The following is a 22,268-nucleotide window of genomic DNA, read 5'->3' as shown; positions in this document are numbered from 1 at the left end:
TCGATATCATATCATAGTGAAATGAATAACAACAAGGAGGTCTTACCGTGACACAGCTTTCTCGAACTAAGACGGCCATAATCCTTACCTTTCTCGTTTTCATGTGGGGAATCAATTGGCCTTTATCTAAGTTTGCCCTGCATTATACACCACCCGTTTTATTTGCAGGCGTTCGAACTTTAATTGGAGGATTCATTTTACTCCTTTTCGCATTACCGAAATACAAAGAGTTACACTTAAAAGAAACTTGGCATTTATACGTTATTTCTTCTTTACTTAACATCATTATATTTTACGGATTACAAACTGTCGGCCTTCAATATATGCCAGCTGGGTTATTTTCCGCCATTGTATTTCTACAACCTGTTTTACTCGGCATTTTCTCATGGATTTGGCTTGAAGAATCTATGTACGGCTTAAAAATTTTTGGGCTTGTTCTTGGATTTATTGGCGTGGGTGTCATTAGCTCTAGTAGTTTAACTGGACATATCTCTATTATCGGAATCCTTCTCGCGATAGGATGCGCTATTGGCTGGGCACTTGGAACAGTATTTATTAAGAAGACTGGGCACCGCGTTAATTCCATTTGGATGGTAACACTTCAGCTTATTATTGGTGGCCTTTGCTTAATTGGATTTGGTTCAGAGTTTGAAAGCTGGTCTAGTATCGCTTGGAGTATGCCATTTGTTAGCGTACTTCTCTTTATTTCATTCTTTGTTATTGCAATGGGGTGGCTTGCATACTTCACACTTGTTGGAGCTGGTGAAGCAAGTAAAGTTGGGGCTTATACCTTCCTCATTCCACTAATAGCTATTATTGTAAGTTCAATTTTCTTACATGAGGCTATTACCATTAGCTTATTCATCGGACTATTATTTATTGTTGTGAGTATTTGTTTTGTAAATATGAAACCGAAAACACTTGCTGTAAGGCAGCAAGTTGAAATGAAATAAACGTAAGAAAGAGCCTACTGTTTGTAGGCTCTTTCTTACGTCTTACTTTTTACGACGTACTACAAGAACACACGCACTTACCGACGATACTATCGCCAAAATAGATAAGACAATTGCTATCAATTGCATATTACTAGTACCTTCATTCTTTTCTACACTAGACACTTCACCATGTTCTCCTGTTAATGACGTACCTTTTGCAATTGTAGTAAGTGAATGCGGTTTTTCAGCTTTTTCATCACCTGTCCATTCAACAATTTCTCCGTCTTTATATTGTTGATATGCGTCCCAAGCTATTTTTTGCTCTTTATCCGGATTTTTAGCGACGAAAGTAAATCGCTGGAACTGGCCGGTTAAAATCCCTTCTCCTGTCGCTTCCCATACTACAGTTTTAACTTTTCCGGCTGTATCTTTTTGCTCCTCAACTTTCCATCCTGGGACTGGTTCATACTGTTGGAACTCTACTCCAGACGGTATTTTCAGTGTAACTTTCGTCGTTGCTTCATTTTTTTCAACTGGTACTTTTATCGTATAAGTCTCCCAAGAACCAATATCAGAAGTTGCTGGTTTTACAGTGACGTGCGCACTAACAGGTAACGAAAAAATTCCCATTGCAATAATTGTTGCGATCATTGTTGTTCCTAATTTTTTTATACGTTTCATTTTCTATTAGCTCCTTTTCATACATAGCTTCTTTTTATCTGCCACCGACAATAAATTTAAAATCTGTATCGAAACTATCAAGAGATTTTGTTAATCCATGAACATGTATATTCCAGTTTCCTGTCATGTTAATATACATACCTTCTGCTTCATATTCTCCCGGTGAAACTACTGAAACTTTAAATGAACCGTTTCCCATGTTCATATCTAATGATTGAGTCGTCAATATCATTTGTTCCATATCAGTAATAGGCTGTCCCTTTTCATCCTTTAGTGTAATATGGAATTTATTTTGACCTACCTTATTCGGACTTACATTTAGCGTAAGTTCATATCCATTATCTAATTGCTTACTCTCTGTAAATGGTCCAGTAGGAGGCATCGGTGGTGTTTGTACGTTTGTCATAAAAGCTACGATTACGAAAATGATAATTCCAATGACAAACTCTACTTTCACCGTAGCCCCTAATCCTTGCTGTGCTCGCATTCTCCCTTTCACATAATGAATAATTCCCAATATCCCCATGAAAATGAATAAAAGTATCTTTGTTAATAAAGCCAATCCATACTTCGTATCAAATAACGAGTGGATTGTTGGAATAAAAAATGTACTGTTAAAAAGGCCTGTTATTAAAATCACGATGACAGCACCTGTTGCCCACGGTGAAAAACGCTTAATCATATCCCAATACATATGCCACTTGTTATCCTCATTACGTAAAAGAAGAATAATAGATGATAAACCACCAGCCCATAATGAAGCTGCGAATAAATGTAGAAAATCCATAACGACAGCAATGTCTTTAAACTTTAAACCGTATGCGTGACTATTAAAGGCCTTCATAACAAGTAACCCTATAAACAATAGTATTGGAATACTCCATACTTTAAACGACGAAAACTTCTCATGCTTCACCGCAAAATACGTAACAATTATAAGCGTACTAATGAGAACCATTTGAGTAATCCATACATAACCAAAAACAGAAAGCTGTAATGTTTCTTTTAATAGTAAAGGGTTGAATGCTTCTAGCCACGAAACATCGGCATTTATTTTCGCTTGCAATGGTAGGTTGAATAACAAGCTAATAAATATCCCAAATAAGGAGATCCATATTATGTTCTTACTCCTTGATCGAACCGAGGTTGCATTCCCTTTATACATAATAAGATTAAAGAAGAGAACTCCTAAAAATAGCGAGAAACTTGTATATAAAATTCCACGTTCCATAATCATATCGATTTGCGGGACATACCCCATCTCTTCCACTTGTACATCGTCTGTTCCCGCTTCCGCTAATCCAATACGGAATGGAATAACCCCTTGAATTGGATGCCCATCAGCTGAAATAGCTTTCCACTGAATAGAGTAGAGACCATTTTTGAGATTTTCTTTTAATCCGGCTTCTAATAGTTTTTTATTTTTTTTATCAATATGAGCATCTTTTAAATCGACTCTTTTACCTGATGTATCTCTCACATACAATGTATTAAAACGTGAAACTTGTATGTCCTCATCGAATTCAATTTTCACAACAGATGGTGCTCTCTTCAACGTTTCATTTTCCGTAGGGTTTGATTTCACAACATACGCATGAGCATATGCACTTTTCGGTATCAATATGATAAGCACACACGCAAGTAATAACCATGTCCCTAATCTTCTCATTACTTTCACACTCATTTCACTTCTTTCTTCCTCATCGCTCTATTTTCATTACTTTAACTTCCGAAGTTTGATTCTCCGGCGAAATATTAACCTGATTAAATATAAACTTCTAGAAAGTATAACTCTTTATTTCTCTTCCACCTTTAAACTTCCAATATGATAGTAACTATCACGATAGATACAACTTACATTTTTAAAGTCGATTGTTATTATATCATAAAATATATTTATGTAAGTTATCAAAGAAGAAAAGTTATCGTGAATCATTTGTGAAGAAAATGTGAAATACATAAATAAAAAGGTATTACGTTATTACGTAACACCTTTTTAAAAATATCCCTCTTCTATTTCTCTTCCGGATAATCACAATACTCGATAATCGTTCCTTCAGTATCCGCTGGGTTAAGATAAATTAATCTTCTGCCGTGTTTATTAATTCGAAGTGTATGCTCTAACGTTCGAATGCCTTGCTCCTTTAACTCTTCTAAAGCTACATCTAAATCATCTACTCGATATGCAACATGATGTACACCTTTACCTTTTTGTTTGATGAATCTGGCAATTGGCGACGTCGTATTATTCGTCGGTGCAAGTAATTCAATTCTATCTCCATCCACTTCAAGAATGGCTACTTCGCTTTCCACACCAGGAGCTTCACTTACGTAACGATCTATTAAAGTTCCTAGTAACACATTTTCATAAAAACGTATCGTACTATCTATATCTCGAACTGCGATGCCGATATGATCAATTGTTTTTTTCATTTTATTTCCCCTACTACTTTATTTTTTCTATCCTTATCAATAGTAACAAAAAAAGTTATAGAAACAAGTTCTATAACTTTTTTATTTAACCTATTTTCTTATCCGCTCTAGTTGCTGGTTGAACTTGGTTTTTCACTTTTAAAATGCTAATGCCATATCCGATAAATCCACCGATAATCGCTGGGAAGATCCAGCCTAATCCTACTTCCTGCATCGGAAGGAATTTAGTGAACACTTGGCTTACTACTTCAATGTTAACTCCAGCTGCACTTAATCCATCAAATAAGCTGATGATAAATGTTACGATTAAGCTTACTTGATAAACTTCAGCTCTTCCTTTAAATAATGAATGGAAGAATGTTAAGAAAATCAATACGATTGCTAGTGGATAAATTGCTGTTAATACTGGAACAGAAACTGCGATCAATTGTGTTAATCCTACGTTTGCAACAATTGCACTAAATACACATAGCGTAATTGCAATTGCTTTGTAAGGAACATTTGGGAATAACTTATGGAAGAATGAAGAACATGCTGATACAAGTCCCACACTAGTTGTTAAACAAGCTACTGTAATCATTAATCCTAATAATACTCCGCCATATGATCCGAAATAGTAGTTAGAAACTTTCGCTAATACTTCTCCGCCGTTCTCTAAATGTCCAAGCTTTGCAACACTTGAAGCACCCATATAAGAAAGTGCTGTATAGATAATTGCTAAAATAGATGCTGCAATAATTGTCGCTTTTGCACAAACGACCATAATTTGTGTTTTCGTTTTCGCACCTTTTTCTTTAATAGCATTGATAATGATAATCCCGAATACAAATGATGCTAGCGTATCCATCGTTAAGTATCCTTCTTGGAATCCTTTAAAGAATGCATGTGATGTATAAGCTTCCACTGGTGCTTGCATATCTCCAATCGGATGTATAAAAGCAACGATTACTAAAATACCGATGAAAGTCAACTTAATTGGCGTTAAGATTTTTCCAACAATATCGACAATTTTCGCGGGATTTAGCGAAAAAAAACAAGTGATACTAAAGAATATAATTGTGAAAAGAATTAAAGGTGTAGAACCTACTCCTTCTGGCATAAACGGCTTAAGACCAATTTCATAAGAAACATTTCCTGTTCTTGGTATTGCAAATAACGGACCAATCGCTAAGTATAAAACTGTTGTAAACACAATCCCAAACACTGGGTGAGCACGACTAGCTAACGACTGCAAATCATCTTTACCTGAAAAACCAAATGCTAGTACACCTAGTAATGGTAATCCAACACCAGTTACTAAAAATCCAGCGTTAGCAATCCATACATTCTCTCCAGCTGATTGACCAAGCATCGCTGGAAAAATTAAATTTCCCGCTCCAAAAAATAGTGCAAATAACATTAATCCAATAACTACTATGAACGAAAACGGTACTTTATTCGCCATAATATAACCCCCATTCAAGTTTCCTTATCTCATTTTCCAATTTTAACTAATTGAATTTTCTGAATATTTAACTTAAGTATCAACTATTCTTGAATTCATTATAGTTTGCTATATAATATTTTGCAATACTATTTTCGAACTTTTCTTTTATTTTATAAATATACATTTTTTAACATGAAAAATAGACTAAAAAACCAACACGGTCATCCATGTTGGTTTTTCCATTTACTATCATAAATTAAAATTTCGCTGCTACTTTTTTAACGTTTTCTAGACCTTCTTCAACAATTTGTTGTGAACGATCTGGATATTGATTGTGCCCTTCAATTACAACTGTCTCTGGATTTGTAATTCCCCAGAATCCAAGTACAGTTGTTACGTAATTAACTGCCATTTCCATAGGAGCCATTTGCTCTGAAGAGTAATCTGAACCACGAGCACCTAACACAACTACTTTTTTACCACCAACTAAACCTTCTGGGCCATTTGCTGTATATTTAAACGTTTTTCCAGCTTGAGATAAGTATGAAATATATGTGATTAATGGTGCTGGTACTGTAAAGTTCCATAATGGGAATGCAAATACAACCTTATCAGCTTCTAAAAACTGATTTAAATATTGATCTACTATAGCAACTGCCTTCTCTTCTTCAGCTGTTAACTCCATGCCTTGGCTACGTTTATATCCACCTGAAATCGCGATATTTCCGTAATAAGGAAGATCTAATGCAAATAAATCTAATTCCGTAATTTCTGTATTTGGATTTGCTTCTTTATAAGTACTTACAAATGTTTCATACATTTTTGAACTAACTGCTTGCTCCGCTGGACGATCGTTTGCTTTTACAAATAATACTTTTGACATTTTTTTATTCCCCTCTACATTCGTATTTTCTTCTTTTTTACCAAATAATGAGCTAAATAGTCCCATTTTCTTCACCTAATCTTTCTTTTCATATTCATTATTCATCATCATAAAAATTCTTATTCTAAGAAAAAGTTCCAATAGATACCTTAAGTTAAGCCGCCGAAACTTTTTGTTATTTAATTACCTTATGTAAGTGATTGTAATATAGTCGCTTACTTTAGTCAAGTAACTTTTAATAAAAAATAAAATCTCAATTTAAAAATATTAACTAAAATACAATTGAACACCAAATACATCTTTATTACTTGTATAATAAACTTAGAGAGGAAAATTCATATATAGAAAGGATTTATTCATGAGCACTATAGAAAAGATTCAAACTTTTATTATTCTTTTTGCTGTTACATGCGGCATCGTACTCGGACAATTTAATATGATACATACGTATTCAGACAAATTTATTGTCCCCTTCTTATTTTTCATGCTATATGGATTATTCCTCAGCATCCCATTAAAAGAAATAAAAAAAGGATTTCGCAATTTAAAATTTGCTGGAACAAGTCTTACTATTAACTTCTTATGGACACCTTTACTCGCTTGGGGGTTAGGGGCACTATTTCTTTCCGATCATCCAGCACTTTGGGTTGGATTTATAATGTTAATGGTTACTCCATGTACAGATTGGTACTTAATCTTTACTGAAATAGCGAAAGGTAATGTAGCACTTTCTACTGCAATTTTACCTGTAAATTTAATTTTGCAAGATCTACTCCTTCCCATTTATTTATTTTTATTTGCTGGTGTCATGAAAACTGTAGCGGTTTCTGTTTTAGTAGAAAGTATTGTTATCGTAATCGTCTTACCATTTATACTTGCACACGCTACAAAATTCATTATGAATAAAATAAAAAAAGCTGAAACTCTCGAGAATAAACTCATTCCGTTTTTTAGCTCTGCTCAAATTGTATTTTTAAGTTTAGCAATAGTAGCGATGTTTGCATCACAAGGTAAATATTTACTACAAAATATGAATGTTGTTTTATTATTACTCGTCCCTGTTCTATTGTTCTTCATCATTAATTTTTTACTAGGACAATTTATCGGGCGCATGATGCATTTATCTTACAAAGATACAGTAAGTCTAAGCTTAACAACGTTAGCAAGAAACTCACCTGTTGCACTCGCTATCGCTGTGACCGCTTTTCCAGATGAGCCTCTTATCGCACTTGCACTCGTTATTGGACCATTGATTGAGTTACCAGTACTAGCTTGTGTGTCACAAGTTTTGTTGCTTATTAAGAAAAAACGGCAATACGCATAATAAAAAACGTCCCATTTTGGGACGTTTTTTATTATGGAAAGATTACATACAACACTTATTTCTTATTTATCATTACAAATGAAATTACCAAAACTACAAACATAATAATACCAATTATAATAAAGTGAAACTTTAATCATTGGGAGTTTTGTTCATCCCCCAATGATTATTAGCCCTCACCACTCCCGCATTAACAGATCCTTTCTAATTAAAAATGATAGGAAACGTAAATATAACGAAAGCTGCCCAAAGTCCGTATATTGGCAAATACTTCGTAACGGCATCTTGGATAGCTTTTGGTCCTGATTTGTTTTGCAAGAAACGCATATAGGAAAACATAATCCAAATGAGATTTGCCCAAATCAGTACATTTACTCCTAAAACAGCAAGTCTATTAGGCGTAATCCCGTAAGAAGAAAGTCTGAATACTATGGCTGACAATGCGACAGTGTCAATAATAAGTGCCAGAACAATTAAGGAAAAATTTATATAATCTGAAATGTTCTTTTTCTCGTCCGAGTCACTCTCAACGATAGAAAATATAGTAACAGCCAATACACCAAGCAGTATTCCGTTGAATGCCATTAGGAAATTACGATCCAAGAACGGGTTTTTCCCGACCAAAATTATCGTTATAAGATAAATAAACAATGTGACCAGGACAAGCGGACTAAAGATTTTAGATATGTATGGTGTAATATTTTTAGCAAGCTTAAGATTCATTGATACTAAGTATGCAGCCACAATAGCGAGAGCCGCTGCTCCAAATAAAACAACATTACTAAAATAGAATTCTCCTATATCTAAGTCAACAAAGCTAAACAAACGCATGGTGAATATTGCTAGTATCATTCCGCTCACTGCCATGCTCCCGTAGAGAAGACAATATTCTAAATTAAATTTTATATAGGCTAATCTTGTACTGCCTTTTGAATATTCATTTCCTGTAAACGCAAGCCCTACTAAGACCCATAAAAATATAGGAAGATGTAAATAAGCAAGAATGGTACTGTCTTTATAATTTAATGGCAACGTATTAAGATACATCCCGGAAATAAGGAACAACGCTGCAAGGGAATAAATAATACTTTTTTTGGGAGTATTATTGTAAACAAAATAAGCAGCAATAAAGGGAATTACACCAAAAGCCAAGTTAATTGGAGCAATTGCTTCCTGCTCAACAAAGTGGAAAATGATCCTGGTGCTTATGCCGGCCAGAATAGCTAAAAGGCCCATGAATAAGAAACCTTTTTGAAACAAAGATGTTTTTTCTTTATTTACTTTCTCCTTGAAATGCAACCTTTCATACCAAGCACCTAGAACCTGGGAATCAGGGTTTTGGTCCCATGCTTGTGAGAATGCTTTTTTAAAAGCTTTCGGATCTTTTCTATACATCTTCTCCAACTCATGGGGGTTATCCATATTTTTAACAATCAAATTGTTAATGTTCATAGTTATACCTCCTCTAATTTTAAAAATAAGGTTGTTACCTTTTAACAAAAGCACCTCACTCATTTATTATGATTTTGATTTTAATACAAAATTTATCGTTTTACAATAAAAAATTATTATTTAAAGGATTTTTTTTATCGTTAAATTTTAAATAAAAGAAAAACAAAAGAGCATGACAGTTTTATGTCATGCTCTTTTAACAAATTAATTCTCAAATACAAAATTAATCTTATTATCTTTCCACTCTAATTTCGCATCAAACGTTTTCTCGCCCTTTTTAAAACCTTTAATTAAATCAGTCTTTTCACCTTTTAAGAGCTTTGTCATATTCTTTTGCGAAATTGTTTTACTTAATATCTTCTTTGAAATGGTGAAATCACATTGCGTTGTATTATAGTTAGAACAACCGTAAAACGTTGACTTATCAATTACATCGCCATCACATTTTTTACAGCTACCAACCTTTTTACCCGTTGTAAATTTCGATCCTTTTCGTTCAATCGATTCAACATGTAGTCCAGTGAAATCCCACTTCTCAGACATTTCCACTGCATCTTCAATAATTTTAGCTGATAGCTTTTTCGTTTGTTCCATAAAAGTTGCTGGTGATGCTGTACCTTCACCAATTTCCGCAAGACGTTGTTCCCATTTCGCAGTCATTTCCGGTGAAGCTAGTATTTTGTCACCAATTGCGGTAATTAATACTTTTCCTTTATCAGTCGCATACACTTGGTTTTTCTTTACATCTATATATTTACGGTCTTTCAACATCGTAATAATACCCGCGCGGGTCGCTTCCGTACCTAAACCTTCTGTTTTCTTCAATACCTTCTCTAGCTCTTCATTCTCTAAATACTTACCGGCTGTTTTCATTAACGTAATAAGTTGTCCTTCTGTATAACGCTTCGGTGGCTGTGTTTTTCCTTCTTTCACTTTCACCTTTACAACTTTTCCTTCTTCACCTTCAGCTACAATTGGAAGAATGGTTTCGTCATCTTTATCGTCTTGGAAAATAACTTTACGCCAACCTTCTTGAATTTGCTGTTTTCCTTTTGAAATGAATTCAGCACGTTCATCTACAAGCGTTACAATCGTTGTATAGTCAAAGATTGCAACTTCATAATGAGCTGCAATAAGCCTTCTTACGATCATATCGTATATTTTCTTTTCATCACCTGATAGTCTGCTTGGGTTTGTAACTTGCTCTGTCGGAATAATTGCGTAGTGTTCTTGAAATCAAGAGTATTTTTATAAAACTCCTTAAATATAAGGCTTTAAATCTTAAAATACATGTCTTAGAAGATAATTTTAAACTATCTTGTTATTTGTACAAGCATTGACCGTAGTACCATCCGTTTTTAAAATAAATAAAACTCCGTTAATTATTTACGTAGACCTAATATGTCAATAGTTAACTTTGACAAAGGTTTGTTCAACAAATCTTTGTCATTTCCCATAATACCAAATAAAAAAAGATTAAATTCTTCTTCTGAAAGCTTTGTTTCTAATAATTGTTCAGTCATCTTTTTATAAGCAGAAGAATATGCTTTTCTTTTATATAAGAGTTCTTGTACAAAATCTTTATGCGATTGGTATACTTCTTCTAGCCTAAACATCTCTATATGCCCTTGAATCTCATCATTATTTGCATAAGCATCATCTACCTCCAAGACTAAATCAAAATCACTAGTATCCCCAATTAGAGAATTGATATTATATGTAGCGGTTGGTTTAACTTTAAAAGTAACACGACCTTCAAACCCCTTTTCATATAGATATACAATTTTAAGTTTTCTAGCTCTTTTAAATCTACTATTACATATAGAACAAGCTGGAATAAAGTTAAATAATGTTAATGAATAAAGCTGAAACGCTACTTTCGGATAAAAATGATCAAGATCACTCGTAGAACGAAGATTTTTATCATTTTTATTATAGGTAGTAATATATTGCCTATTACAATATGGACAAACCCTAATTTCTGATGAGCATAAAATTTCATGCCTTACATTCTCTTTCATAAAACTATAATCTATTAATTTTTTAATTGATTTATTAAATCGCTCCAATTTGCATGTAATATGAGTAATGAACTTTTCATATTCTATCCAAGTTCTTTTATAATCTCTATACTCAGGATTAATTATATCTGACTCAATCCATGGATTTTTTAAGTGTAGAACATACTCTTCTCTTACTTGTGGCAGCCCGCTTCTTAGAATTCCATTTTTCTTTTGATGCCACCTTAAAAATTCAGCATCATAGAACGTTAATGCAGCCGTTTTAAAATAATAATCTAATTTAGGATATGCTTGTTTTGCCCTTTGAGAAAAAGGATCAATTAAAATTGTTTTTACAAACTCTTTATCTAACTCACCGTTAGTATCCTCAAATAAAGTTACAACGGGCTCATTAGTAAAAGGATTAATATCATTTGTCGCTTTTAAAATTGTGTACTTTTCTTCAATTATTGGCATCATTTCCTGAACGTATTTTTCTGAAAGATCTATATTTTTTTGCGGATTAACCTTTATCATTTTTTTCTCTCCTTAAGGCGAGATAACTCTTCTTCTAATTCTCTGATACGTGCACTTTTTTCATCTTCCGACATGATTTCTCTTATCCTTTGCTTAAGAATAGCATCTAATTTGTTTTGAATGAATTTATCATCAATTATATTTATGAATGACTGTATCTTTTTAATGGTCTGCTCATTATATTTAGATAATTTATTTATTTTTCGCAAAATTTTATTAATCTCTTTTGTTGCAAATTCACCTATTGAAGAATCTAAAAAAAAGTCATTTTTTATAATATCATATAAATTACTCCCAAAACCAAAATTCGCTTTTTCGGTAATACGAGAGTATACCCCATCGTTTTCAAGGAGTTTAATACATGTAATATTATTTCCCGGAATATCTGATACAATGAATGGAGAATGTGTACTAATAATAACTTGATATTTGATGACCTTCTCCTTTTTCACCCCATTTAGAAATTTTGTCAAATAATAGATATATTTCCTCGCCCACTCAGGATGAAAAGAACCCTCTGGTTCATCAAGACATAAAATTACATTTTTAACATTTTGATTAAGAGATAATGCTAATGCTTGATATAAAGAAGAAAAATGATTAACAAATATCATTTCACCTTTACTCATATTTGAATAATGAACATCAATTACCATTTGCAAATCATTCTTTTTCTCTTCGTCTCTTGGAAAATACGAATCATAAACGGTTAATACTCGTTCTACTTCTTTATCTAAAGAACCATCAACAGGTATTTTTATTGTGTTATATGAAATAAAATATTCATCTTTAATAAATTGTATACATTTTATAAAGTCTATTAATGCTTGTGCATAATATGTTTTTTCACCATCAAGATACTTTTTCGAAAGTGCCTCACATATTTGATGTAATACCAAAGATAAATATTTTAATAGATGTTCAAATGACTTTTCTTCTGGCAATCCATTAAACTCTATAGAAGTTATTAATTCTTTTACATCATTAACTTCTTTCTGATCTACAACATCTTTATTAATTCCATTAATCCAAGCATTCATAATATAACTTTCTAATAAAGTAATGATGAAGTTTTCTTTCTTAGTAAAAGGAACATACTCTTCTTTAATACCTAATAACTGAAAAACATTGTTAGATAACTTTTCGGTTATTGAGGTTTCTCCTTGATAAAGTAATCTTATTTGATCCAAACTTTTTCTAGGTATATCCACGTTCTTATAAAAGCTTTCTTTATCTATTATGCAAAAAACGTTTTGAGCAGTAAATTTCTCCTTTTCTAACATTTCATATTCCTTACTTAAAAAATGATATACATTACTAGTATTAGCTGTTGGAATTCTAGTTCTTTGAAACCCAACATAATTATCAGAGATATACTCCCGTTCTTTATTTTTCATCCAAGATAATTGCTTCAAATCATCGCCATACATAAACACCACAGTTTTATCCAGAGTTTTACCGTAGCTCTTTGTAACTTCTATCATTTCTCCCTGAATATATCTATCAAATTTTAATTCTCTCTTAGCAAAATCATATTTACAAATAAAAGAATATTCATGTGATGTAGTCATTCTTCTTTGAAATAATAAATTAGGCTCTCCTCCTTCTACAACAAATATATCCTTTTCAACATGATAAATAGCAAACCATTCAGAAAATTTATTTTCAAGAAAACCTTTCATCCCTTCACCGTACTTATTAAACAAATGCCTTCGATTCATTTTTGTTTCAGCAATTAAATCTAGGGCTGTTGATTTTCCAGCTCCATTTTTCCCCACAATTAAATCAATGCTATTAATTCTATTCCCCCATAATTTAAAATTCTTAGCCTCTTTTTTTTCTATATGTATATTACGAGTATCCAAATCATACCTTACTATAAAATCATCTGTAAAATTAAAATCAACATTATGAAAGCCTCGGTTTATGTCTTTTATGTACAAGTAAATAAGTTTTGTGTTCATCCAATTCATTTCCCTTCTTTTACCTAACTATAAGCAGCTGTATCCTTTCGCGATGATTTTTAATAGAAATTTACTTTAAGACTTCATTTATCCCTTTCTATATTACAATATCTACACTTGATTGAAAATTCTATTTCCCTTCAATATAAACTAGATACACTTAATTATATCGATAGCAAAGAAAATTTATTAGAGGAACAATGCCCACTTTTAATATTCCCCCTTATGGAACAGGAACCTTTGCTGCTACAAATTCAATTACAAGTATGAAAGAGAATTTTAAAGCATTATTAAGAGATCCCGTACTACAGATAATCAAAATGTAACAACCAGAAAAAAGACATTCCAAAGCTAAATACAATTATAGAATATCTTGCTATATAAACCTATTTAACGTTTCATATCAATAAATAATAATTCATCCATAAAAAACTAGATTTTTCTCTATAAATAACAGCAAAAAAAAACACTTTAAGCTCAAGTTTCTAGTTTGAGTTTAAAGTGTTTACTATCACAAATATATATTTTTTTAATATCTAATTCTTTAGTCTTATTCTATAGGAACGACAGACAACAATTATGAAAGAAGTAGTATAAAGAAACAATTAGTTATTTATCAAACTCCATCTTCCAACTAAAATATTCATTATCTGCATTCTTCTCATACCTTAAATTAGCATCGAACTTATTCCCTTTTTTACTAGTTAAACCTTTTACAGGCGCAATACCATTCTTCAATAATGCCTTTACCATAGTCTTAGTAGGCTTCTTTTTCATGGTCGCTAAAAATTTATCATTTTTCCAAATAACAAACTTGCACCCATTCTTCCAATCTGAACACCCAAAACCTTTTTGTCCTTCCACAATGGCGTTAGAACAAATTGGACACTTCCCTAAAACCTCTATCTCTTTCGGTTCTCTCGTAACATGGTGTAAGATAACATCTTGGTCATTTTTAATCATTTCTACTGATTTTCTTGTAAAATCATAGATAAAGTTTAAAAAGACACTTCGACTCACTTTCTTTTTTTCCATGTCCGACAAAGCTTTTTCTAATTTACCCGTAAACTCCAAGTCAAACAACTCTTTCACTGGAAATGTTTCTACAATTTTCCGACCTAACTCACTACACAATAAACTTTTATCTTTTGAAAAAATATAACCTATATCCTTCAGTTTCTTAATAGTTTCCGCCCTAGTAGCTGGAGTCCCTATACTAAAACCACTTAACACAGCTTCTTCTTCATCATAGTTTTTTCCACAAGTCTCCATTACACGTAATAAGGTTTTCTCAGTATGATGCTTTGGCGGCTTTGTGACATGGGAAGTAACATCTGCATTTGTAATTTCCAGATTCTCTTTAAATTCCACAAATGGTAACATCTTGTCTTTAGATTCAATTTTCTCTACTTTACGCCAGCCTTCAACAATTTGAACACGACCTTTTGCAATAAACATACCTTTTATTGAGGAATCGCTAATTTTAATTTGAATACGTGTTTCTTCATGCTCTGCTACAGGCATAAATTGCATGATAAAACGATTCCTAACTGCTGTATATACAATTTGCTCGTCACTAGTTAATGATTTAGGAAGCACATACGTAGGCATAATAGCACTATGACTTTCAACTTTTGCATTATTGAATACTCGTTTTGTTTTAACAAAAGAGATTTCATCTTCGTATGGTAATCCTTTTTTTACTGCTTCTAAAACTTTGGCTGCTCGTCCAACTAAGCTTTCCTCTAAAGCTGTACTTCCTGTACGGGGATAAGTAATATATTTTTTCTCGTATAAAGACTGGGCTACTTTTAATACTTTATCTGATGTCCATCCTTTATACTTACTTGTAACATATCCTTGTAAATTAGATAAATTAAATAGAAAAGGAGGATATTCTCTTTTCCGTTCAACCTGTTTATCTATAACTTCTCCTGAAGAACGTTGCAATATATTATATATTTCATCTAAGGTAGCCTTATTTTTAAACTTCTCCTCTTGCTCCTCCATATAAGTTGCTTCAAATTCTTCTTCCCTTTGTGTTTTAAATGTAGCGACTAATTTGTAATAGTTCTCTGGTACAAACGTTTCGATTTCTTTATCTCGATCATAAATGATTTTCAAGGTAGGCAATAAAACGCGTCCAATATTTAACGCTTGCCCTTTTCCTTTTTGATACTTAAGTGTCGCAACAGAAGTTAAATTTATTCCAATCGCCCAATCTGCCCATTGTCTACTTACGCCTGCATCTTGCAATGGACGTAAATCCGAATTTGGTCTAATTTGTTTCAACCCTGCGTTTACCTCATCTGGTGTCCACTCATTTAATAATAGACGATACACTTGTTTAGGTGCTTTTATATTATAAATAACACTATCACCAATTACTTGCCCTTCACGATCATAATCACATGCTGAAATAATAGCTTCAACATCTTCTCTAAAAAGTAAAGAACGGATTATATTTAGCTGTTTTTTCGCACCACTATCAGCCTTATCTCTATCTTTCGGACTGCTTTTTACTTTATATTGAAACTTCTCTGGAATAAAAGGAAAGTTATCCATTTGCCATTTAGCCATTTTTTCATCATAGTCTTTTGCATCATATAATTGAAGCAAATGACCAAATGCCCAAGTGACAATATAATTATCTCCCTCGTAATACCCATCATTTCTTTTTCTAATCTTTAATGCATCAGCAATGTTCTTAGCGACGGAAGGTTTCTCTGCTATAATTACTGCCTTCAAAATGAATCCCTCCTAAATAATATAAGTAATTAAATTTAAAAGATTGGCATTGCTTCTACAGCATCTGTCAATTCATCAAAAGAATTTTTTAAATATCTGGTTGTAGTGGAAATATGACTATGCCCTGCTAAACGACGAACTTTCTCTATATCGTTATTGGTTGCCTTTAACATCCATTTACAAAAAGTATGCCTAAACATATGTGGTGTTAATTTTTTACCCGATGTACTGTAATTTTCAATCATAGCCTGAATTCCACGAATTGAAAATTTTTCAGATCGTTGACTATAAAAAACATATGGTGATTGGTCAACTATCTCTTTGTCCTTTGCTATCTTATTTCTGAATTGAAGCCAGTCTAATACTTCATTATAAAGAAAGTTTGACATTGGTATGGTTCTTACCTTAGTCCCCTTTCCAATTACCCTAATCTTTTTTAAATCTAAATCTATATCTGTAATCTTTAAACTTGATAACTCTTCCACACGTAATCCTGCATAAGTGAGAATATAAATAATAGCTCTATCTCTCCGATACTTTTCTTCAGGATTTACTCCTCTAGTCTTTACAGGATACTTCCTCATTCGCTCCAATAAGGCTTCAAACTCTTTCTCTGTCAGCCACATGATCTTTTCATATTCTTCATCTGCTACTTTTAAATCTTTAATATCTGTCATAGGATTTACTTTAATATACTGTTCTCTTTCAGCCCAACTAAAATAACTCCTGAGAGTATTTAAACGACGATTTATCGTACTTACGGACAATGCTTTACCTTCTCGAGGATTTAACATATCTCTTATCCATTTTTTAATATCATTACTTATTACATAACTATCTGGATTTAATCTCATTTCTTGAAAGAAAATTTGCAAATCGTTGATATAGGATAGTAATGTATTCTGAGATTTTCCTTTATCAATTAAATACTTACGATATTTATGTAGCATCTTCCCACCTTCTTATATTATATGCTGAGTTATAAGTAAACAAATTCATAAAAAATAAGCACTTTCCTATACATTATACGACGAGTTTAAATGCAATATCAATAGAAGCACAACGCATAATGTATATTACATGACGAGTCTAATTGATATTCTTCTGTTACAAAATAATTATTTGCTCTTTCTTCATAGTTATCTAATATCTTATATCCAACAGAACATCACTGTTACGAGTATGCCTCTAGGAGAAATCCATTCAAAACTTCTAAGCTCCCTAATTTTCAATAAACTCATTTGCATTCTTTTTTATCTCAATATCCCTTATTAATCAAGTCTTTATAATCTCTAAGAATGATTTTTACATTATTTATTCGTAAAATCTTGCAACATCACTATTTCTCTATCACTTTTCTCATAATTTTTATTACTTTTTTAATAATATTAAATTCTTTTCAATTCCCCATTTGTCAACTAATTTGATTACATTTAAATATTAATCTGATTTATCAAATTAATATTCCCCTGAGGTATTTCAAAAATATACATTAAACAATTCTTCAATCGCTGTACAATCTCTTATCTGTTTACTAAATTCATCCTTTGTATAAGCATAATATCTTAACCCTTTCTTTTCATAGATTCTATTATTAATAAAATCTAAATTCTTCTTTGTTCTTTCTGATTTATAACCATCATAATAATGAATAATTAAAAAAATTATGTTTTCTTTTTTATCTAGTAGCTCATTTAAAAGAACATATTGTCCCACCAATAATTTTGCATAATTACCAGAATCAATCTCTATTAAAATAGTTTTGTCCCCATAGTTTATGGAAGCATCCACTGAAATATTAACATTACTATTTTTAAAAGTTTTTCCTTTACTCAGTGAACCCTCTCCAAATTTTTCTTCAAAAACATCTTTGAAGTCCTTCTCATTTTTACACGCTACCATTAGATATCTTCCTTTCATTTCTTAAAATATATTTTCAAATCCAAACACCTCTTAATTATTAGACTCACTGCAAAAATCATTATCTATTTGATAAGACAATGATTAAAATTACAAGCATAATTTTAAAAATACACATTTAACTTTTCAATCAAATTTCCAATTTAAATATCTAATCTTCAAAAACATCTATTAACAAATTTTTAAAGTTTATTTTCTCTTTTACAAAGCTAATACATATAACTAACATACTTCAAAACACATATATTAAATAATCAAAATGGCTCCATTTTATATAAAATAATGAAAAAGAGCAACCTTTAAACAGCTGCTCAAAATCAATAAAGACATTAATATGTCAACACTATTTCAATATAAAATTCCATATCAAGATTCAAGTCTTTCATACTCAGAACATGAGATATTCACTCCATATTTATCATATGAAATAAATGAAATTTCAGAGATTCTTTCTAAATCAATACCAATTTTTGCACTAACAAGTTTAGAAAAATCAGGATTATGCGTACTAATAAATACTTGTTTCTGTTCATGTATTATAATCTGCGTTAGCACATCTACAAATGAATAAATATTTACATCATCTAAGTTTTGAAATGGATCATCAATGCCTATAAGTTTTAATTTAGACCACTCTTCAGAGATATTAACAGATAAAAATATACATAATGCTAGTATCGTAGATTGTGCAGAGCTGAATGTTAAACTAGCATTGATCTCTCTCTTCATTTCTTCTTTAGAAGGTGTAAAATAATTATCTCCTTGCGTAGATGCTTGTAAAGCTCCTACTTCGTCTAATAAAATAAACAAGCCATTCTCATGTGTTTTTAAATGAACATGTTTATATATTGCATGTGGTGATATTTGTCTGAAAAATCTATCAATATTAGTGCTATGCTTTAATAAATATTCCCCTAATAAATTGCTTTGCATATTTTGTTGAATATTACTAAGTTGCTCAATTCTTCGAATCATTATGCTATATTTTTGAAGAAGTTCTTCTTTCTTAAGTACATTTTGTGAAATACTACTTTGCTCACTCACTAAATTCACATAATTATCTCTTTCAATAAAAGAATTTAAATTCTCTAACAAGTCGTTAATTTCTTTATTATATTCATTCATTGAAAAAATCAAATGATTTATTTTCTTTAACTCTTCATTTAATTCTGCATTCATTTCGAAGTCAGGAATAAATTTCTTAATCTCAGAAATTTCTGTTTGTATTTCACTATACTTATTTTGGAAATCGACTAATTCTTTTAGTTTAAATTGAATTTCCTGTTCTAGAAAATCTTTATTAATAGCAGCAGCACTTATGTAATTTTCTAATAAAGTAATTTTATTTTTAAGACGTATTGGTTCACCCTGTAAGTATACACTGTGTTTTCCTGAATTTAACATCAAATCTTTCAAATTTTTAGTGCACACCTTAATAGTTTCTTCGTAACTTTCTACTAACTGATCTATTTTATATTTTTGCTGTATAAGTTGGTAAACTTCTTGATTCGTTTTAATAAAATCTTCAACAATATTTTTTAGAGAATCAAGTTCTTTTTTATTTTTTAATAGCAATTGGCGGTCCTTTATTACTAATAGCAGTTCTTCTTTCTCTTGATAAAATTTAACTTTTTCCTCAGCATTCTTTTGAATTAATTTATTATTTTCCCCAAAAGATTTATTTAACTCTCGATACTTACTTTGTAACTCACCATAAGATGCCTCATGTTTAACTTTTTCTAAATTAATCTCATCTAACTCTATTAATGCTTTAGCACGTTGCTCTTCTATCGATGTTATTAATTCCTTATGTGAATCAAAAGGATTACCACATACTACACAACTTGTTTTAGATTCATTATCTATTAAACTTTTTTGTATTCTTAAAATTATACTTTCCAGTTCATCTTTAGTTGTTGAATTCACCTTTTGATATACACTTTTTAATTTAGCATCTATATCACTTAATTGTTTCTTTAAATGCTCTAATTCTAAATTATACTGCTTTTCTTTCACGTTTAATTCTCTTTCAGTATTATCTAATTGTTCAATGTACAATGTTTTCTCATGCACTTTAAAACATTTTAAAATATCTTGCAATTGTTCCTGCTTAAGTAAATATACTTTATGAAACTGATCAATTGTGGAATATTCTTGTTGGATTCTTTTTATACGTGCATCTTTATAAAAGTTTTCTTCATATATAGATATGTCCTCAATATTTTTTACAGCCTTATTTATATCATCGGTCCACTCTGTGTATAGCTTTTTTTTATCTTGAATAATTTTCAATTTATATACTTTATCGTTGCCTACCTTAATACCATTAATACGCTTCTTCTTTTTTGATTTCAAAGATTCAATTTCTTGTTTCTTTCCATCTTCTATTCTATTGAATTGTAAAAATCTCTTTATGTCATGCTCTTTTAATTTAAAAATACGTTTTTTTATATACTCATTATTTTTAATACTATCACTAAGTTGTTGCTTTAATCCCAATAAAGTTCCTCGAACTTTACGATCTAAAACATCAATTTCTACAATTGAATAATTTGGATTATAAAGTTCTTTATACTTATTAAAAAGCACATTAATATTTGTCTGTAATTTTTCTTCCGTTATCAAACCCAAATTTTTATAGCTATTGCTCTTTTCATTAATTTCTGTGTTCACAATTTCTAATCTATGCTCTAATACTTTTTTGTCCCTTTTCTCAGATTCTATTTTATGTTGTACTAAACTCCTTGTAGTATCTAGATATTTTTTGAAATTCTCCCCATATTTTTTTAAACCTAGTATTTTCTCTAATTTCTTAAAACGTTCATTTGGTTTATCACTTCTTACAAAATCATTTAAAGTGTCTTGTGAAAGGATTTGTGTAAATGAAAATAAAGTATTTAGATCAACATTTACTTCTGAACCATCTTCAGTCTCTTCCTCTTCTAAAGACAATTTAGTTAACAATTTCGCAATTTCTCCGTTCCCAGCTTGTACACCAAATTCAAGTCCATTTATAAATACTTTTTCCGATTTGTTATGGCATACTCTTCTTTCTATGGAGGTTATATTTTCCTCATCTTGCAATTCAATCTTTACCCTTGTATTATAAATACCACTATTATATTCTTGTATATTAACAATATAATTGAATTTATTCTTTTCATTACTCCCTAAATATCGAGTCAATTTTCCAGTCGTACACCAACTGATAGCATCAAATAACGTGCTTTTTCCATTTCCATTAGGACCACTTATTAATACTAATTGCTTCTCAGAAAAATCAAATCTATGTTTACCCCTAAAAATCCTAAAATTTTCAATCATGATGCTTTTAATTTTCATCTTCTTCACCTAAATTCATTATCTTAGAAATTTTCTCCTCTACATCTTCACCGTCATCTAATTCATCTAAATAATAATCTATTAGTTCAAGTATATTCCCATTGATTTCATCACCAAATTCAATTTCTTCCATACTTCTTTCTTTCTCTTGATTTTTAAACATATTAAGAATTCTTTGTGAAAATTCCTTTTTATAATTAAATGCAACATCATTAAGTTTTTTAGCAGATATAAAAGGTATTTTCTCTAAATCATCTTTTGAGTGAATAACATATTTCCTACAAACTTTATTATTCTTTTCTGCTTTATTCACCTCATTTATAATCCACTCATCAGTCGATATGGTAAAATTTAGTATTAAAAGGAAGTATAAGTTATTTTTATATTTAGAAGAAATATTATTATATAGTGTTGCTATTTTAGATTGATCTTCTAGTAACCAATTAGCAAAAGAAATATCTGATTTATACTCCTTTAAAACTAACATTCTATCTGAGTTCTCCCAGATTTCCATTCCATTATTATAAAAATCAATATTATATTTATCATCATTTACTATTTCAAACTTTGTCTCAGATCGTAATATTTGATATATTTCTTCTCTCTTCATATTATTCACCTTT

Annotated in this window: 15 protein-coding genes and 1 pseudogene; 2 read left to right on the top strand and 14 right to left on the bottom strand. The window is 31.1% G+C overall.

Translation table 11 applies throughout. From position 1 onward, the window contains the following. Positions 1-47 precede the first annotated feature (47 nt). Positions 48-953: a DMT family transporter gene (locus tag BM089_RS05255; RefSeq protein WP_065228653.1), complete on the top strand. Its 906-nt coding sequence runs from the start codon at positions 48-50 to the stop codon at positions 951-953. Positions 954-995: 42 nt separating this feature from the next. On the opposite strand, the gene BM089_RS05250 is transcribed toward BM089_RS05255, so the two are convergent. The 5 genes from BM089_RS05250 to BM089_RS05230 form a co-directional block, all read right to left on the bottom strand. Continuing rightward, a complete protein-coding gene (locus tag BM089_RS05250) occupies positions 996-1,616 on the bottom strand; it encodes a YcnI family copper-binding membrane protein (RefSeq protein ID WP_065228652.1) in 621 nt (206 codons plus the stop codon). Positions 1,617-1,650: 34 nt separating this feature from the next. Beyond that, positions 1,651-3,300: a copper resistance CopC/CopD family protein gene (locus BM089_RS05245; protein ID WP_139213211.1), complete on the bottom strand. Its 1,650-nt coding sequence runs from the start codon at positions 3,298-3,300 to the stop codon at positions 1,651-1,653. A gap of 329 nt (positions 3,301-3,629) precedes the next feature. Further along, positions 3,630-4,049 (bottom strand): VOC family protein, encoded by a 420-nt coding sequence (locus BM089_RS05240; protein WP_000750850.1) that lies wholly within the window; start codon positions 4,047-4,049, stop codon positions 3,630-3,632. 85 nt (positions 4,050-4,134) lie between these two features. After that, the gene (brnQ, locus tag BM089_RS05235; RefSeq protein ID WP_001284783.1) at positions 4,135-5,493 is read right to left on the bottom strand and encodes a branched-chain amino acid transport system II carrier protein; all 1,359 of its coding nucleotides are present in this window, start codon (positions 5,491-5,493) and stop codon (positions 4,135-4,137) included. Positions 5,494-5,731: 238 nt separating this feature from the next. Then, positions 5,732-6,424, bottom strand: coding sequence for an FMN-dependent NADH-azoreductase (locus BM089_RS05230; protein WP_090976206.1), 693 nt, complete (start codon positions 6,422-6,424; stop codon positions 5,732-5,734). Between the two features lie 292 nt (positions 6,425-6,716). Between BM089_RS05230 and BM089_RS05225 the strand changes: the two genes are divergently transcribed. Next, the gene (locus BM089_RS05225; RefSeq protein WP_090976203.1) at positions 6,717-7,682 is read left to right on the top strand and encodes an arsenic resistance protein; all 966 of its coding nucleotides are present in this window, start codon (positions 6,717-6,719) and stop codon (positions 7,680-7,682) included. Between the two features lie 204 nt (positions 7,683-7,886). Here BM089_RS05225 and BM089_RS05220 read toward each other — a convergent pair whose 3' ends face one another. From BM089_RS05220 to BM089_RS05180, 9 genes and pseudogenes are all read right to left on the bottom strand, one after another. Further along, positions 7,887-9,134 carry a DUF4153 domain-containing protein gene (locus BM089_RS05220; protein WP_090976201.1) on the bottom strand — a complete coding sequence of 416 codons (1,248 nt, stop codon included), beginning with the start codon at positions 9,132-9,134 and terminating at the stop codon, positions 7,887-7,889. Between the two features lie 204 nt (positions 9,135-9,338). Beyond that, positions 9,339-10,364, bottom strand: a pseudogene (gene topB / locus BM089_RS05215) (DNA topoisomerase III); the annotation flags it as partial. 152 nt (positions 10,365-10,516) lie between these two features. Then, positions 10,517-11,671, bottom strand: a complete 1,155-nt coding sequence (locus BM089_RS05210; RefSeq protein ID WP_090976199.1) for a hypothetical protein — start codon at positions 11,669-11,671, stop codon at positions 10,517-10,519. Next, positions 11,668-13,635 carry an AAA family ATPase gene (locus BM089_RS05205; protein ID WP_090976197.1) on the bottom strand — a complete coding sequence of 656 codons (1,968 nt, stop codon included), beginning with the start codon at positions 13,633-13,635 and terminating at the stop codon, positions 11,668-11,670. Before BM089_RS05205 ends, BM089_RS05210 begins: the two co-directional genes overlap by 4 nt. Positions 13,636-14,244: 609 nt before the next feature. After that, the gene (locus BM089_RS05200) at positions 14,245-16,383 is read right to left on the bottom strand and encodes a type IA DNA topoisomerase (RefSeq protein ID WP_090976195.1); all 2,139 of its coding nucleotides are present in this window, start codon (positions 16,381-16,383) and stop codon (positions 14,245-14,247) included. A 35-nt stretch (positions 16,384-16,418) separates the two neighbouring features. After that, positions 16,419-17,333 (bottom strand): tyrosine-type recombinase/integrase, encoded by a 915-nt coding sequence (locus BM089_RS05195; RefSeq protein WP_090976193.1) that lies wholly within the window; start codon positions 17,331-17,333, stop codon positions 16,419-16,421. Between the two features lie 529 nt (positions 17,334-17,862). Continuing rightward, complete coding sequence (locus BM089_RS05190; protein WP_090976191.1) at positions 17,863-18,285, bottom strand: hypothetical protein; 423 nt, start codon at positions 18,283-18,285, stop codon at positions 17,863-17,865. Positions 18,286-18,669: 384 nt separating this feature from the next. Beyond that, positions 18,670-21,645, bottom strand: a complete 2,976-nt coding sequence (locus BM089_RS05185; RefSeq protein WP_090976189.1) for an AAA family ATPase — start codon at positions 21,643-21,645, stop codon at positions 18,670-18,672. Beyond that, positions 21,635-22,255 (bottom strand): ABC-three component system middle component 1, encoded by a 621-nt coding sequence (locus BM089_RS05180; RefSeq protein WP_139213210.1) that lies wholly within the window; start codon positions 22,253-22,255, stop codon positions 21,635-21,637. Before BM089_RS05180 ends, BM089_RS05185 begins: the two co-directional genes overlap by 11 nt. Between the last annotated feature and the right edge of the window lie 13 nt (positions 22,256-22,268).

Origin of the sequence: Bacillus sp. 5mfcol3.1, assembly GCF_900114335.1 — a bacterium.
GTDB classification, from domain to species: domain Bacteria; phylum Bacillota; class Bacilli; order Bacillales; family Bacillaceae_G; genus Bacillus_A; species Bacillus_A thuringiensis_S.
This window is presented reverse-complemented; position numbering and strand designations above follow the sequence as displayed.